We start from the raw sequence: 15057 nt of genomic DNA, 5'->3' as shown, positions 1-15057 counted from the left end.
CGACGGCGCCGGCGTGTTCCCGCCGTTGCGCAGCGCACTGTATTGCACATGCGCTAACCTAGTTAACTCTTATTTCGACTCCCTCGCGCAGACGTGTCAATCGTCCAGGTCAAACATATAACCACGTTGACTAAGTAAGATTGAGGAGTGAAGGTCCCGATGCGGCTGTCAGGTCGCACGCGGAGACGGGAGCGGTCGTGACGGCGGCAGCGGCTAGGGCGATACGGACTGGAGCTCCGCTAGGCGCGTGGCTGGCGCTGGCTGTGCTGGTGCTGCTGTACCTGCTGAACACGCTGGACCGGGGCGTCCTTGCCCTGGTGGTCGATCCGGTGAAGGCCGACCTGGCCATCAGCGACTTCCAGATGAGCATGTTGCTCGGGCTCGCCTTCGCCCTGTTCTACGCTCTCTGCGGCCTGCCTATCGGCTGGCTCGTGGACCGGTTCCCCCGGCGGATCATCCTGTATCTGGGCGTGACCTTCTGGTCGATCGCGACGATCGCCTGCGGCATGGCTCAGAGCTTCCCCCAGCTCCTGCTGGCCCGCATGGCCTTGGGCGTCGGAGAGGCGACCCTGGGCCCCTGCGCGCATTCGATCATCGCCGACAAGTTCCCGAAGCATCAGATGGCGACGGCCCTGTCGATCTACACGGCCGGAGCGGTGCTCGGCACCGGCGCCTCGATGGCGGTGGGCGGCCTGGCCGTCGCCTATTTCACCCAGCGTCCCGATCTGAGTTTCCCGTTCTTCGGCGACCTTCGCCCCTGGCAGATGGTGTTCGTCGCCATCGGCCTGCCAGGCCTCATCCTGGCGACGCTCGTGTTCACGTTCCGCGAGCCGCAGCGCCTTCATCAGCGGGAGGAAGTCCCGACGCGCCTGCTGCCGTTCCTGCGCGAGCGACGGGCCGTGCTGCTCGGCTACGCTGGCAGCTTCGCGCTGTTTTCGATGCTGATCTATGGCGCCCTGGCATGGCTCCCGGCGTACATGGAGCGCGCCTTCGGCTGGGGACCCGCCGAGGTCGGGCCGGCGCTCGGCCTTGTGAACGTCCTCAGCGCCGGCATCGGCACCATAGGCGCCGGCTGGCTGGTCGACCGGCTCATCGCGCGCGGTCACAGCGATGCTCACCTGCAGGTCTTCTCCGCCAGCGTGCTGCTGGCGACGCCCGTCGGGATCGGCGCCTTCCTCGTAGACGATCCGCGCGTGTTCCTGGTCTGCGTGTTCCTGCTGAAGATGATGGCGTTCTCGTACATCGGCTACGGGGCGGCGGCGGTCCAGGCCGTGACGCCGTCGGCGCTGCGGGGGCGCATGGCGGCCATCTACCTTCTCTCCCTCGCGATCATCGGCAACGCCGGAGGGCCGTCGCTGATCGCCTTCTTCACCGACTTCGTGTTCGGCGACCCCGCGAAATTGGGCTGGTCCATCGCCACCGCCCTGGCCCTGCTGGCGCCGCTGGCGCTGATTTCCGCGCAGCTGGGGCGCGCGCCGATGCGCCTGGCCGTCGAGCGGCTGCGGGGCGAGGAGGCGAGCAAGGCCGATGGCTGATCCGATGGCGCTCTTGAGGCTCGACGGGCAGGTGGCGGTGGTCACCGGCTCGACGCGCGGCATCGGCCTGGCGACTGCCCGCCTGCTGGGCCGCGCCGGCGCACGCATCGTTGTCTCGTCCCGGAAGGCCGAGGCGTGCGAGCAGGTTCGGGCCGCGCTTTGCGACGAGGGAGTGGAGGCGATCGCCGCGCCCTGCCACACAGCGCTCGAAGCGGACCGCCAGCGCCTGGCCGAGGCCGCCACCGCCGCGTTCGGCCGGGTCGACGTGCTGATCTCGAACGCCGGCGTCAATCCCAGCTTCTCGTCGCTCCAGGACCTTCCGGAGGAGGCCTGGGACAAGGTCTTCGACGTCAACCTCAAGGCCGCCTGGCGGCTCAGCCAGCTCCTCGCGCCCGAGATCGCCAAGCAGGGGTCCGGCGCCATGGTGCTGCTCTCCTCGATCGGCAGCATCGTGGCGTCTCCGCGCTCCGGCGCCTACGCGGTGGCCAAGGCGGGCGTGAACCATCTGGCCCGGCAGCTGGCGCATGAATGGGGGCCGGCCGGAATCCGCGTCAACAGCGTCGCGCCCGGCGTCACCCGAACCGACATGGTCCGTGCGGCGATGGCCGATCCCAAGGCGCTTGAGGCGACCTTGCGGCGGACCCCGCTCCGTCGGATCGCCGAGCCCGAGGACATCGCCTCGGTCATCCTGTTCCTGGTCAGCGCAGCCGGACGGCATGTCACCGGCCAGACCCTGGTGGTCGACGGCGGCGCTACGCTGACCGCCGCCAACTGAGAAGGGAGCCCCCGTGAACGACTTCGTTCAGTGCGAGATCTCGGAAGGCGTGGCCGTCGTCACGCTCAACCGGCCCGAGCGCCTCAATGCGATCGGCCCGGCCATGGGCGACCTGTTCGATCGGACCATGGTGCAGGTCGGGCTGGACGACGCCGTCAAGGTCGTCGTGCTCACCGGCAGCGGCCGGGGCTTCTGCGCCGGGGCGGACATGGAGCGCCTGGATGACCTCGCCGCCACGGCGGGCGGCTCGTTCGAGCGGCTGCCCCCCGGATCGCCCCATCCCGTCTTCGACGCCCTCGCCGATTCGCCGCCGGAGCACCGCTCGCGGTACATCATTCCGAGCGCCTTGCCGAAGCCTGTGATCGCAGCGGTGAACGGCGCCTGCGCCGGCGTCGGCCTTTCGCTGGCGGCGTCCTGCGACGTCAGGTTCGCGAGCACGGACGCGCTGTTCACTGCCGGCTTCCCGCGGCGAGGCCTGACGGCGGAAGCCGGGCTCGCCTTCACGCTGCCGGCCATCGTCGGACAGGGGGCGGCGGCTGACATCCTGCTGTCCGGCCGACGCCTTTCCGCGCACGAGGCGCTGCGTATCGGACTGGTGAGCGTGGTCCTCGAGCCTGCGGACCTGCTGGCCCATGCGGTCGACTATGCGCGCGACATCGCCGAGAACGTCTCGCCGCGGTCCACGCGGGTCATCAAGCGCCAGCTGTGGAAGGCGCGCAGCGAGACGTTCGCCGAGGCCCTGACGACGGCTTACGAGGAAGTCGTGGCGAGCCTCGAGTCCGAGGACTTCAAGGAGGGCGTCGCCCACTTCCGCGAACGGCGCAAGCCGGTGTTCGTGGGGCGCTAGGCATGACCGCCGACCCCCGCCGCGACCCGGTGGCCTATCCGATCGTCGGGGAGGTCCGCCCGCGCTACCGCGACGTCGATCCCCTCCGTCACCTGAACAACGTGGCCCAGGCGGAGTACTACGAGGAAGGGGTGATGACCCTGCACCGCGCGGCCCTCGCGGGCGTGCGGCGCGAAGCGGGGCACGGCGTGGTCCTGAGGGTCAATCTGCACTACCTCGCCGAGGCGCGTTACCCCGAGGTGCTACAGCTCTGCAGCGGCGTCGTCCGGGTTGGACGCTCCTCCTACGAGTTCGGCCAAGCGCTCTTCCAGGGCGGGCGCTGCATCTCTCTTTGCGACACAGTCGTCGTCTACACCGTCTCCGGCGCGTCGGCGCCGGTGCCGGAAACCTACCGGAGCGGCCTTGAGGAGCTGATGGTAAAAATAGCTAACTGATATTGACAATAGCGACGTTTTCCCGCGTCAATCCTCCTCAGAGCCGGAACGGCCAAACTTAAAAGGGAGGAGAAAAATGCGGTTCAAGACTGCGTGCCTGGTCAGCGCCTTGGTGTCCGCGACGGCCGTTTCCGCGGCCGCCCAGGAGGTCGAGGAGGTCATCGTCACCGCCCAGAAGCGGGAGCAGAACCTGCAGGAGGTGCCGATCACGGTCAGCGCCGCCACGGCCGAAATGCTGCAGCAGGCGGGCGCCACCGGCACCCGCGACCTGACGCTCGTCACCCCGGGCCTCAACTTCAGCAACCAGACGGCGACCGGCTCGCCGAACATCCGCGGCGTCGGTACGCGCGGCATCGGCCCCGGCGACGAGCCCTCGGTGCCGATCTACATCGACGGGGTCTACCAATCGACGACCCACGCCGGGTTCTTCGAATTCAACAACATCGAGCGCGTCGAGGTCCTCAAGGGGCCGCAAGGCACGCTGTTCGGCCGGAACGCGCTGGGCGGGGCGATCAACATCATCACCCTGCAGCCCAGCCGCGAGCCGCGGTTCAAGGCGGACGCCAGCTATGGATCGGACAACGAGATCCACCTGAACGCCTACGTCTCCGGGCCGCTCGGCGAGAAGCTGGCCGGCAACATCGCCTTCCATCACGATCAGCGCGACGGCTACATCGAGAACATCGTCACGGGCGAGGACAAGGGGGACGCCGGGTCCACCGGCGCCCGCGCCAAGCTGCTGTGGACTCCCACCGATCGGATGGACCTCACCGTCGGCGTGAATTTCCTGCGCTCGCACGACGACACGGCGTTCTCGGGCTATCCGCTCGGCGGCAACACCGTCGCGCGTCGCGTCAATCCCAATGTTCCGATCGCGCCGCCTGGCAAGACCGGCATCGGCGACACCTATTTCAACTACCAGCAGGTGGGCGCCTTCGCGAACCTCAACTGGGATTTCGACGGCTTCCAGCTGACGGCCCTTCAGTCGTGGCTGCGGACGCGGTCGATCCAGCGCACCGACAGCGACGCGACGATCCTCGACTACCAGTACGCCAAGATCCCGTACCTGGATGAGTCCCAAACCACCGAGGTGCGCCTGGCCTCCACGGGGGTTCGCAAGGTGGATTGGCTGGTCGGGGCCAACTACTACCGCAACCGGCCGGGCTATGTGCTGACCGACGCCGGGGACGTCTTCCTCTCCCGCGCCTCACCCACCGGCGCGACCCTTGCCCTGATCAGCGAGCTGGGGGTCGACGCGTATGCGGTGTTCGGCGAGGCCACCTACCATGTGAACGATGCGCTCTCGGTGACCGGCGGCATCCGCTACAGCCACGAGAAGCGCACCAAGGACTACCGGCGCAGCACGACGCCGTTCGCCTCCCTGCCGACGACCGCGCTCGACTACAACTATACGATCGGCGACGTCGTGTTCCCGGTTCCCACCACGCCGTCCTACGCCAAGAAGGACTACGAGGACGTCTCGTTCCGCGCGTCCGTGCAGTACGACTTCGCGCCTCGCATTCGCGGCTTCGTCACCTTCTCGCAAGGGTTCAAGAGCGGCTTCTTCAACGCCTCGAGCGGCCCGCCCTTCCTGGCTCTCAAGCCCGAGACGGTGGACAACTGGGAAGTGGGTCTGAAGACCGACCCGACCAGCCGATTGCGCCTGAACATCACCGCCTTCCACATGACCTACAAGAACCTGCAGGTGAGCGCCCGCTCGCCGACGGGGGCGGCGACCACCGACGTCTTCAACGCGGCCGAGGCGAGCAACTACGGCGGGGAAGTCCAATTCGACTGGATCCCGGTCGACGGCCTGACGCTTCGCGGGGGGCTCGCCTACCAGCACGCCCGGTACGACGATTTCCCGGCCGCCCTGGTGTACTTCCCGGCCACCAGCACGGACGCCAGCCTGACCAACCCCTGCCAGCCGGGGACCGGCGTCCTGATCGGCGGCAACCGGTCGGCCACCTGCGACGCCTCGGGCAAGCCGCTTGCGAGATCGCCTGACTGGACGGCGAATCTGGCGGCGAACTACGAGTTCGACGCCTTCGGGGGCAAGGTCGAACTCGGCGCCCTGGCCTACTGGAGCGACAACTTCATCTGGGACTTCATCGGCCAGCTGGACAACGACGGCGACTACACGACGGTCAACGCCCATGCCTCCTGGGCCACGATGGACGAGCGGGTCAAGGTGACGCTCTTCGCGCGCAACCTATTCGACTCGGATCACCCCATGAATCGCTACCAGGGCGCGGCGGCGACCTACGCCATCGACGTGCGGCCGCGGACGATCGGGGTGCGGCTCGCCTACCAGATGCCCTGAGCAAGGCGCGAACACGGTGGCGGCGCCACGACGGCGTCGCCCCCGCAACGCTGTCTGCGCGCCCGGCGAGCCGCGGCGCGCACTGACCTTACTCGCCCGGGAAACCTCCGATGGCCATACAGCGACTGCTCATTGCGAACCGCGGCGAGATCGCGATCCGGATCGCCCGCGCCGCGGATGAACTGGGCATGGCAACCGTCGCGATCTGTTCCGAGGACGACCGCGGCTCGCTCCACACGGCCAAGGCCGACGACCTGCACGTGCTGTCGGGGGTGGGCGCCAAGGCGTACCTCGACATCGAGCAAGTGCTCGCCGCCGCCCGGACGGCGGGTTGCGACGCCATCCATCCCGGCTACGGCTTCCTCGCCGAGAACGCCCAGTTCGCGGCGCGATGCGCCGAGCAGGACATAACCTTCGTCGGCCCCACCCCCGAGATGCTGACGGAGTTCGGCGACAAGGCGCGGGCCCGTTCGCTGGCGCGCGACTGCGGCGTTCCCACTCCGCAAGGGCTCTTCGAGCCAAGCACGCTGGAACAGGCGGAGGCGTTCCTGGCCTCGCTCGAGCCGGGCGCGGCCGTGATCCTGAAAGCGGTGGCCGGCGGCGGCGGCCGGGGAATCCGCGTGGTCCGGACGCCGAAGGAGCTTCCGAAGGCCTTCGAGCGGTGCAGTTCCGAGGCCAAGGCGGCCTTCGGGCAGGGCGACCTCTACGTGGAGCGTTTCCTGCCGCGGGCGCGGCACCTGGAGGTGCAGATCATCGGCGACGGCCAGGGCGGGGTGACCCATCTGTGGGAGCGGGAATGCACCCTGCAGCGCCGCCATCAGAAGATCGTGGAGATCGCGCCCAGTCCCGACCTCCCGGAGGCGCTCCGGGAGGCGTTGCTGGACGCGTCGGTGCGGCTGGCGACCGCGGTCGGCTATCGTGGCCTGGGCACGTTCGAGTTCCTGGTTTGGGACTCGCCGGCGAAGGGCGGGCTGGACTTCGCCTTCATCGAGGCCAATCCACGGATCCAGGTCGAGCACACCGTGACCGAAGAAGTCACCGGGGTCGATCTCGTGCAGGCGCAGCTCCGCGTCGCCGGGGGCGCATCGCTGGCCTCGCTCGGCCTGACGCAGGACCGGATCGCTCCCCCGCGCGGTCACGCCATCCAGCTGCGGGTGAACATGGAGCGCATGACGCCGGATGGCGCCGTTCTGCCCTCGGGCGGACAGCTCACCGCGTTTGATCCGCCCTCCGGACCCGGGATGCGGACCGATACGTTCGGCTATGCGGGCTACCGCACCAGCCCAAACTTCGACTCGCTGCTGGCGAAGGTGATCGTCCACTCGCCCGAGCCAGACTTCGCCGCCGCCCTGCGGCGCGGCCGGCGGGCGCTGCGCGAGTTCCGCATTGGCGGGGTGCCCACCAACCTGGAGTTCCTCCACGCCCTTATCAGCCGGCCCGAGGTCGCGGCGAACGATATCTACACGACCTTCATCGACGACCATGTGCGCGAGCTCGCGGCCGCGGCCGAGGCGCATGTGGGAGGACTGTTCTTCGCCCAGGCGGCGGAGAGCGAGTCCGCGCCCGAGACCGCAGCCGACCTCGGGGCCGCCGCGCCCGCCGGAATGCCCGTGAGCGCGCCGCTGCAGGGCACCATCGTGGCCCTCTCGGTGAAGGTCGGCGACGAGGTTCCCGCCGGCGGGCAGGTGGCCGTGATCGAGGCCATGAAGATGGAGCACGTGGTGCGCGCGCCGTGCAGCGGCGTCATCAGCGGCCTGAACGTCACTCCGGCCGAGACGGTGTTCGAAGGTCACCCGCTGCTCTGGATCGAGGCGGGCGAGGTGCAGGTCGAGGCGGCGGCGGCGCAGGCGGAACCGGACCCGGACCACGTTCGCGCCGATCTCGCCGCCGTGCTGGAGCGGCACGCGCTCACCCGCGACGAGGCCCGGCCGGACGCCGTGGCGAAGCGCCGGCGGCGCAACCAGAGGACGGCGCGGGAGAACGTCGCGGCGGTGTGCGATCCGGACACCTTCGTCGAATACGGGCCCCTGGTGGTGGCGGCCCAGCGCGGGCGGCGCTCGCTGGACGAGCTGATCCGCACCACGCCGGCCGATGGGCTGGTGGCGGGCTTCGGGACCGTCAACGGCAGCCTCTTCGGAGCGAACGCGCGGTGCCTGGTGCTGGCCTATGACGCCACCGTACTGGCCGGGACCCAGGGCCGGGAGGGCCACCGCAAGGACCAGCGGCTGTTCGAGCTGGCCGAGCGGCTCCGCACGCCGGTGATCTTCTTCGCCGAGGGCGGCGGCGGGCGGCCCGGCGACACCGAGCGCACGGGCGAGGGCCTGTCGTTCCACTATTTCGCCCGTCTCAGCGGGAAGGTCCCGCTGGTGGGGGTGACCGCCGGCTACTGCTTCGCCGGCAACACCGCCTTCCTCGGCTGCTGCCACGTGATCATCGCCACCCGAAACGCCAACATCGGCATGGGCGGGCCGGCGATGGTCGAGGGCGGCGGGCTCGGGGTCTTCAGCGCCGACGAGATCGGCCCGGCCACGATGCACTACGCACGGGGCGCGGTGGACGTACTCGTGGAGGACGAGGTCGAGGCGGCCGCCGCGGCCAAGCGCTACCTGAGCTATTTCCAGGGCGACGTCGCGCCCGGGCCCTGCGCCGATCAGCGGCGGCTGCGCCACCTGGTGCCGGAGGACCGGCGACGGGCCTACGACATCCGACCGGTCATCGAGACCCTCGTCGACGAAGGCTCGATGTTCGAGCTGCGCGGCGGCTGGGGTCACGGCGTGGTGACGGCGCTCGCCCGCATTGAGGGCAAGGCGGTGGGGATCGTCGCCAACAACCCCATGCACCTGGCGGGGGCGATCGATGCGGAAGCGGGCGACAAGGGCGCGCGTTTCCTGCAACTCTGCGACAACTTCGGCCTGCCGGTCGTTCACCTCTGCGACACCCCCGGGATCATGGTGGGACCCGAGGCCGAGAAGACGGCGCTGATCCGGCGGGCGTGCAACCTGCTGGTCGCCGGCGCGAACCTCAGGGTCCCGAGCTGCACCATCATCGTGCGCAAGTTCTACGGGCTTGGGATGATCGCCATGATGGGCGGGGCCTTCAAGGCACCGATCTTCACCGTCGCCTGGCCCACCGGGGAGTACGGCGCCATGGGCCTGGAGGGCGCGGTGCGGCTGGCCTACCGCAAGGAGCTCGAGGCGATCGAGGACCCTGCCGAGCGCAAGGCGGTCTACGACCAGCGCGTCGAGGAGATGTATCAGGAGGGCAAGGCGCTCCAGAAGGCGTCCTCGTACGACTTCGACGACGTGATCGATCCCGCCGACTCCCGCAAGTGGATCGTCCACGCCCTACAGTGCGCCCAGCACACAGGCGAGCCGCCAGGCGCCCATCCCTTCATTCACACCTGGTGATCTGCAGAGGGCCATCGAATGTCCGACACCGTGCTCGTCAGCCGCGAAGAGGGGGTCGCGATCGTCACCCTCAACCGGCCGGAACACCTCAACGCCATGACCTCGGAGCTGATGGACCGGCTGCCCGAGGTGGTCGCCGAACTGGCGCGTGACCCCCAGGTGGGCTGCGTCGTGCTCACCGGCGCGGGACGCGGTTTCTGCGCCGGCGGCGACCTGAAGAGCCGGCAGGCCGAGCTGGACGCCCAGGCCGGCCTGTCCGACGCCGAGCGCGCCGCCCACAACATGCCCGTGAACATGGAAAGCGTGCTCAAGGCGCGGGAGGAGGCGGCGCGGCTGCTGCACGACATGGCCAAGCCGACCATCGCCATGGTCAACGGCCCCTGTGCGGGCGCGGGCTTCAGCCTGGCCGGCGCGTGCGACATGCGTCTTGCCGCGGAGACGGCGTTCTTCACGAGCGCCTTCACCCGCGCGGGTCTGTCGGGAGATTTCGGCGGGACCTATTTCTGGACCAAGATCCTTGGCACGGCCAAGGCGAGGGAGCTCTACTTCCTCTCCGAGCGCATCGACGCCCAGACGGCGCTGGCCTGGGGCATGGTCAACCGCGTCTATCCGGACGCCGAGCTGCGCGAGCGGACGCTCGAGATCGCCAAGCGCATCGCCGGCGGGCCGCGCTGGGCCTACGGCAACGCCAAGCGCAACCTGAACGCGGCCGAGGACAGCAGCCTGGACCGGGTGCTGCTGTCCGAGGCGATCACCATGGGAATCTCGGCCCGGACCACCCGCGAGATGGGCTTCCTCCCCAGCACCGTCCTGGCGAAGCGATGAGCGCGGACGTCCTCCTCGACCGCCCGGCGCCGCGCGTGGCGCGGATCACGCTCAACACGCCGGAAACCCGCAACGCGGCCAGTCCAGGTCGCACCAAGCTCCTGCGGCAGCTCTTCGACCAGGCGCTGGACGACGAGACCGTCGGCGCCGTTGTGTTCACCGGAGCCGGCGGCAACTTCGCCTCTGGCGGTAACGTGAAGGGCTTCGGGACGCGCGAGCCTATCGAGTTCCTCGGCAGCGTGCGCCAGGCGCAGGCGCTGCTGCGGCGCGTGCTCCAGGGCGACAAGCCGGTGGTCGCGGCGGTCGAAGGTTTCGCGGCGGGGGCCGGCGTCGGCATGGCGTGCATGTGCGACGTGATCGTCGCGGACGCGAATACGCGGTTCGTCTTCCCCTTCACCCGCATCGGCATGGTGCCGGACTTGGGGCTGCACTACACGCTCGGCCAGAGGATCGGTCCGGCGCGCGCGCGCCGTATCATGCTGCTGGCGCAGACGCTGGATGGACCCGATGCCGAGCGCCTGGGCCTCGTCGACGAACTCGCGACCGCGGGGCAGGTCCAGGAACGGGCGCTGGAACTGGCGCAGCAGCTGGCGGCTGGGCCGCCCGCGGCCATGGCCAGCCTGCGGCGGGGCTTCTATGTCGCTGCGGCGGCGCTCGAGAGCGTGCTCGAGTACGAGGCCGCCGCCATGGCGATCGCCGTGACCGGCCACGAGTCCCGCGAAGGCGTCGCGGCCTTCCTGGAGAAGCGCCCGCCGAGGTTCAGCTAGGGCCATGCGGTACGCGCTTCTCGGAGGGAGCGGGCTTGTCGTGTCTCGCCTGGCGTTCGGGGCGATGACCTTCGGCGGCCCCTCACGCTACGGCCTCGGCAAGGTGGACGCCCAAGGCGCCCAGGCGATGGTGGGCGCGGCCCTGGATGCCGGGATCAACCTGTTCGACACCGCCGACGTGTACAACGAAGGGCAGTCCGAGACCCTCCTGGGGGAGGCGCTTCGCGGGTGCCGCGAAGAGGCGCTGATCGCCACAAAGGTCGGCGCCAAGGTGGGGGACGGGCTGCTGGACTGCCGGCTCTCGGCCCATCACATCCACCGCAGCATCGACGGCAGCCTGCGGCGCCTGGGGACCGACTGGGTGGATGTCTACATCTGCCACCGGCCCGACTTTCTGACCCCGCTGGAGGAGACCCTGGCCGCGCTGGACCAGGTGATCCGCGCCGGCAAGGCCCGCTACATCGGCTTCTCGAACTGGCCGGCGTGGCTCGCCGCCAGGGCCATCGAAATCCAGAAGCGCGAGGGCTGGTCCAGGTTCGTCGTCGCCCAGATGTACTATTCCCTGGTCGGCCGCGACGTGGAGGCGGAGGTGGTTCCCTGCGCGCTCGCCAGCGACGTCGGTCTGATGGTCTGGAGCCCACTGGCGGCGGGGTTCCTGAGCGGCAAGTACACCGATGCGGATCCGTCCGGCGGCGGCGGTCGGTTGGCCACGCGAACCTCGTTCTCCGTCGGCGCTACGGCCGAAGCGCGCGCCAGGTGGAGCCCCATCCTGGAGGCCCAGCACCGCATCGCCCGGGCCCGAGGCGTTCCGCCCGCGACCGTGGCGCTCGCCTGGGTGGGCCAGCGCCCCGCAGTGTCCACGGTCCTCCTGGGCGCAACGCGCCCGGAACAGTTGGCCGACAATCTCAGGGCGGCGGACTTCACGCTCTCCGAGGCGGAGATGGCCGAACTGGAGCACCTCTCCCGCCCGGAGTCGCGCTATCCCCAGACCTTCCTGCCGCGCGTGTACGAGGACCCCGCCTATCACGTCGTCGGCCGGGTTCCGGAACCCTATGCCAGGGACTGAAAGCCAAGGGCAGGCGCCGGACCGGGGTGTCTGCATCCGTCCGGTGCGGGGACTGCCGCTTCTCGCGCCCGGCGACGACCTCGCCGCCCTGCTGGCGGCCGGACTCGATCGCGAGGGACTGAGACCCGAGTCCGGCGACGTGCTCGTCGTGGCGCAGAAGGCCGTGTCCAAGGTCGAGGGGCGCTTCGTGCGCCTGGCGGAGGTGACGCCGTCCGCGCGCGCGATCGAACTGTCCGCGGCCACCGGTAAGCCCGCGCCTCTGTGCGAGGTGATCCTATCGGAGTCCGTCGAGATCGTGCGCACGCGCCCGGGACTGGTCATCACTCGCCATCGGACGGGCGTCGTGCTGGCCAACGCCGGTGTCGACGCCTCGAACGTGGCGCCGACCGAGGAGCCGGAGACCGTGCTCCTGTGGCCCCTCGACCCCGATGCAAGCGCGCGGCGGCTGCGGGGCGAATTGCAGGCGCGATACGGCCGCGCCGCCCCCGCCGTCATCGTGAGCGACAGCCTCGGGCGCGCCTGGCGTCTCGGCACTACCGGCCAGGCGATCGGCGTCGCGGGGCTGGCGCCGACGCGCGACCGCTGCGGCGAACGCGATCTCTTCGGGCGGGTGCTTCAGGCCACGGTGACCGGCGTCGCCGACGAGATCGCGGCCGCGGCCTCGCTGGTCCTGGGCGAGGGCGACGAGGGAGTGCCGGCCGCGCTCGTCCGCGGGGCGTCGTGGACCGCGAGCGACGCGGCGGGGCTGCCGGACCTGCTCCGTCCCATTGCTGACGACCTGTTCAAATAAGTACAAATAGTTTGACAATTAAAGCTTGGCTGCCAGATTCCGCCTCAACCAGAAAAGAGCAGGGATAGGGAGGAAGGCATGCTGAAGTGGAGATTGTTCGCCTGCGCGTCGGCTACGTCGCTGGCGCTGTCGGCCGGCGCCGCCATGGCGCAGGAGATCGAGGAAGTCATCGTCACTGCCCAGAAGCGGGAGGAGAGTCTGCAGGAGGTCCCCGTCGCGGTGACCGCCCTCAGCGCCGAGGCGATGGCCAAGGCGGGGGTGACCGAAAGCCGGGAGCTCATGTACATCACCCCGGGACTCGTGTTCACCCAGGGCAGCTTCGTCTCGCGCCCGCAGGTACGCGGCGTCGGCACGCGGGCGGTCGGGCCCGGCGACGAGGCGACCGTGCCGCTCTACATCGATGGCGTGTACCAGTCGTCGCAGCACGCCGGCTTCTTCGACTTCAACAACATCCAGCGGGTCGAGGTGCTCCGGGGGCCGCAAGGGACGCTGTTCGGCCGCAACGCCGTGGGCGGGGCCATCAACATCGTCACCTATGATCCTTCTCCGAACCCGGAGATGCGCCTGGCGGCCAGCTACGGCCGCTTCAACGAGCGCAAGGGGGACATCTACCTGAACGGAGGCCTCTCCGAGAACCTCGCCGCCAACATCGCCATCCACGCCAACGCCGACGACGGCTACGTAAAGGATCTGGTGAGCGGGGACTCCGTGGCGCGCACCAGCTCGTTCGGCGTGCGCAGCAAGCTGCTCTGGCGGCCGATCGAGAACACCAAGGTGATCGTCGGCGCCGCCTACATCAACAGCCACGACGACACCGCGCTGAAGACGCACCCGATCGACGGGATCACGGCCGCCAAGCTGGTCGATCCCAATGTGCTGATCCCCACCGGCTACAACTCCGCCCTGTCGGTCGACAGCTACTTCGGCATGCACCAGACGAGCGCCTGGGCGAACTCGGTCTCGACCTTCTCCGGATTCGACCTTACGTTCCTGGGGTCGTGGCAGAAGACCGAGCTCGGAAGCTCCGGCGACTCGGACGGAACGGTCGTGGACAGTTCCTATTCCGCCTTCAGCGTCGACGACCGCAGCTATACGGCCGAACTGCGGGCGTCCTCCAACGGCGAGGGGCCGTTCCAGTGGATCGCCGGCCTGTTCTATTTCCAGGGGCAGGCCCGCTACGGGTTCGGCGACACCTACTTCCTGGTGCGCGGCGGTCCCACGGCGGCGACGCAGATTCTGCAGTCCGACAGCGACGCGACGTCCTATGCGGTGTTCGCCGAAGGCTCCTACGACCTGACCGAGCGGCTGTCTCTCACCGCGGGGCTGCGCTACAGCACCGAGACGCGCGACTTCCGGCAGTGGAACGACCGCCGGGTGCTGGCCCCCGGCCAAACGCCGCCGCCGCCTCCGCCGAACGGGCCCCCGGTCAGCTCCGAGTTCGACAAGCTCTCCCCCCGGCTGTCGGTCAAGTACGCCTTCAGCGACCGGGTCCGGGGCTACTTCACCTATTCGCAAGGGTTCAAGAGCGGCCTCTACAACGCCTCTGCGGCGGCGCTTCCGCTCACCCCGGTGAAGCCCGAGGTGCTCGATTCCTACGAGGTGGGCCTGAAGACAGAGCCGGCTCGCGGGGTGCGGCTGAACGCGGTCGCGTTCTACTATGACTACAAGGACCTGCAGGTCTCGGCGCGCAACGTCTCGGGCGGCCTAACGCTTCAGAACGCCGCCACGGCCGAGATCTACGGGAGCGAGGTGGAGCTCGCCTGGGCGCCGCGTCCGAACTGGAGCGTCAACGCGGCGGTCGCCTACAATCACGCCCGGTTCAAGGACTTCCCAGGGGCGCAGATATTCCAGCTGCGTCCGCCCACGGTGGTCAACGGCGTGACGGTGACGACGCCGGGCTACCTGCAGGTTCTAGGCGACGCCTCGGGCAACCACCTGCCGAAGGCGCCCGACTGGACCTTCAACCTCTCGACCCTCTACACGACGCCGCTCTGGGGCGGCGAGCTCGCCCTTTCGGGGCTGCTGTACTGGAGCGACGAGTACTACAGCGACAACGGCAACAGCTACAAAGAGCCGAGCTACGAGAACCTCAACGCGCAGGTCGCCTGGACCGACCCGGGCGAGCGCTGGCGCTTCACCCTCTGGGGTGAAAACCTGACCAACACGAAGCGGCTGCGGACCAATTCGCTGTCGGGTGGCGGGAACATCGGCATCCTGGCCCCACCGCGGCGATACGGCGTCAGCATCGAGTACATGTTCCGTTGAGCAGGAAGGGGGCGCGGCGGGGC

At 69.3% G+C, this 15057-nt stretch carries 11 protein-coding genes; all 11 read left to right on the top strand.

Annotated elements, in window-relative coordinates:
• Positions 1-263 precede the first annotated feature (263 nt).
• The 11 genes from PHZ_RS14130 (at position 264) to PHZ_RS14080 (ending at position 15034) form a co-directional block, all read left to right on the top strand.
• Positions 264-1535, top strand: a complete 1272-nt coding sequence (locus PHZ_RS14130) for an MFS transporter (protein WP_049758263.1) — start codon at positions 264-266, stop codon at positions 1533-1535.
• Complete coding sequence (locus PHZ_RS14125; protein ID WP_012523102.1) at positions 1528-2310, top strand: SDR family NAD(P)-dependent oxidoreductase; 783 nt, start codon at positions 1528-1530, stop codon at positions 2308-2310. The genes PHZ_RS14130 and PHZ_RS14125 overlap by 8 nt, the downstream gene beginning before the upstream one ends.
• A gap of 13 nt (positions 2311-2323) precedes the next feature.
• The gene (locus tag PHZ_RS14120) at positions 2324-3157 is read left to right on the top strand and encodes an enoyl-CoA hydratase-related protein (RefSeq protein ID WP_012523101.1); all 834 of its coding nucleotides are present in this window, start codon (positions 2324-2326) and stop codon (positions 3155-3157) included.
• 2 nt (positions 3158-3159) lie between these two features.
• Positions 3160-3591 (top strand): acyl-CoA thioesterase, encoded by a 432-nt coding sequence (locus PHZ_RS14115; RefSeq protein ID WP_012523100.1) that lies wholly within the window; start codon positions 3160-3162, stop codon positions 3589-3591.
• A 76-nt stretch (positions 3592-3667) separates the two neighbouring features.
• Positions 3668-5914 (top strand): TonB-dependent receptor, encoded by a 2247-nt coding sequence (locus tag PHZ_RS14110; RefSeq protein ID WP_012523099.1) that lies wholly within the window; start codon positions 3668-3670, stop codon positions 5912-5914.
• Positions 5915-6024: 110 nt separating this feature from the next.
• Positions 6025-9321 carry an acetyl-CoA carboxylase family protein gene (locus PHZ_RS14105; RefSeq protein ID WP_012523098.1) on the top strand — a complete coding sequence of 1099 codons (3297 nt, stop codon included), beginning with the start codon at positions 6025-6027 and terminating at the stop codon, positions 9319-9321.
• Positions 9322-9339: 18 nt separating this feature from the next.
• The gene (locus PHZ_RS14100) at positions 9340-10146 is read left to right on the top strand and encodes an enoyl-CoA hydratase/isomerase family protein (protein WP_012523097.1); all 807 of its coding nucleotides are present in this window, start codon (positions 9340-9342) and stop codon (positions 10144-10146) included.
• Complete coding sequence (locus tag PHZ_RS14095; protein ID WP_012523096.1) at positions 10143-10913, top strand: enoyl-CoA hydratase/isomerase family protein; 771 nt, start codon at positions 10143-10145, stop codon at positions 10911-10913. The genes PHZ_RS14100 and PHZ_RS14095 overlap by 4 nt, the downstream gene beginning before the upstream one ends.
• A 40-nt stretch (positions 10914-10953) precedes the next feature.
• Positions 10954-11979, top strand: a complete 1026-nt coding sequence (locus tag PHZ_RS14090; protein WP_201765250.1) for an aldo/keto reductase — start codon at positions 10954-10956, stop codon at positions 11977-11979.
• Positions 11980-12022: 43 nt separating this feature from the next.
• The gene (gene cofE / locus PHZ_RS14085) at positions 12023-12769 is read left to right on the top strand and encodes a coenzyme F420-0:L-glutamate ligase (protein ID WP_201765248.1); all 747 of its coding nucleotides are present in this window, start codon (positions 12023-12025) and stop codon (positions 12767-12769) included.
• Positions 12770-12847: 78 nt separating this feature from the next.
• Entirely contained in the window at positions 12848-15034 is a 2187-nt protein-coding gene (locus tag PHZ_RS14080; RefSeq protein WP_012523093.1) for a TonB-dependent receptor, read from the top strand.
• Positions 15035-15057: the final 23 nt, after the last annotated feature.

The organism is Phenylobacterium zucineum HLK1 (genome assembly GCF_000017265.1).
Taxonomy (GTDB): Bacteria; Pseudomonadota; Alphaproteobacteria; order Caulobacterales; family Caulobacteraceae; genus Phenylobacterium; species Phenylobacterium zucineum.
Note: the sequence above shows the minus strand (reverse complement) of the source record. Positions and strands in the feature narration are given on the sequence as shown.

Bases quoted from the DNA above. Each gene is read 5' to 3' on its own strand.
- PHZ_RS14105 (WP_012523098.1), top strand. From the start codon at position 6,025: ATGGCCATACAGCGACTGCTCATTGCGAACCGCGGCGAGATCGCGATC.
- PHZ_RS14100 (WP_012523097.1), top strand. From the start codon at position 9,340: ATGTCCGACACCGTGCTCGTCAGCCGCGAAGAGGGGGTCGCGATCGTC.
- PHZ_RS14110 (WP_012523099.1), top strand. From the start codon at position 3,668: ATGCGGTTCAAGACTGCGTGCCTGGTCAGCGCCTTGGTGTCCGCGACG.
- PHZ_RS14095 (WP_012523096.1), top strand. From the start codon at position 10,143: ATGAGCGCGGACGTCCTCCTCGACCGCCCGGCGCCGCGCGTGGCGCGG.
- PHZ_RS14080 (WP_012523093.1), top strand. From the start codon at position 12,848: ATGCTGAAGTGGAGATTGTTCGCCTGCGCGTCGGCTACGTCGCTGGCG.
- PHZ_RS14115 (WP_012523100.1), top strand. From the start codon at position 3,160: ATGACCGCCGACCCCCGCCGCGACCCGGTGGCCTATCCGATCGTCGGG.
- PHZ_RS14125 (WP_012523102.1), top strand. From the start codon at position 1,528: ATGGCTGATCCGATGGCGCTCTTGAGGCTCGACGGGCAGGTGGCGGTG.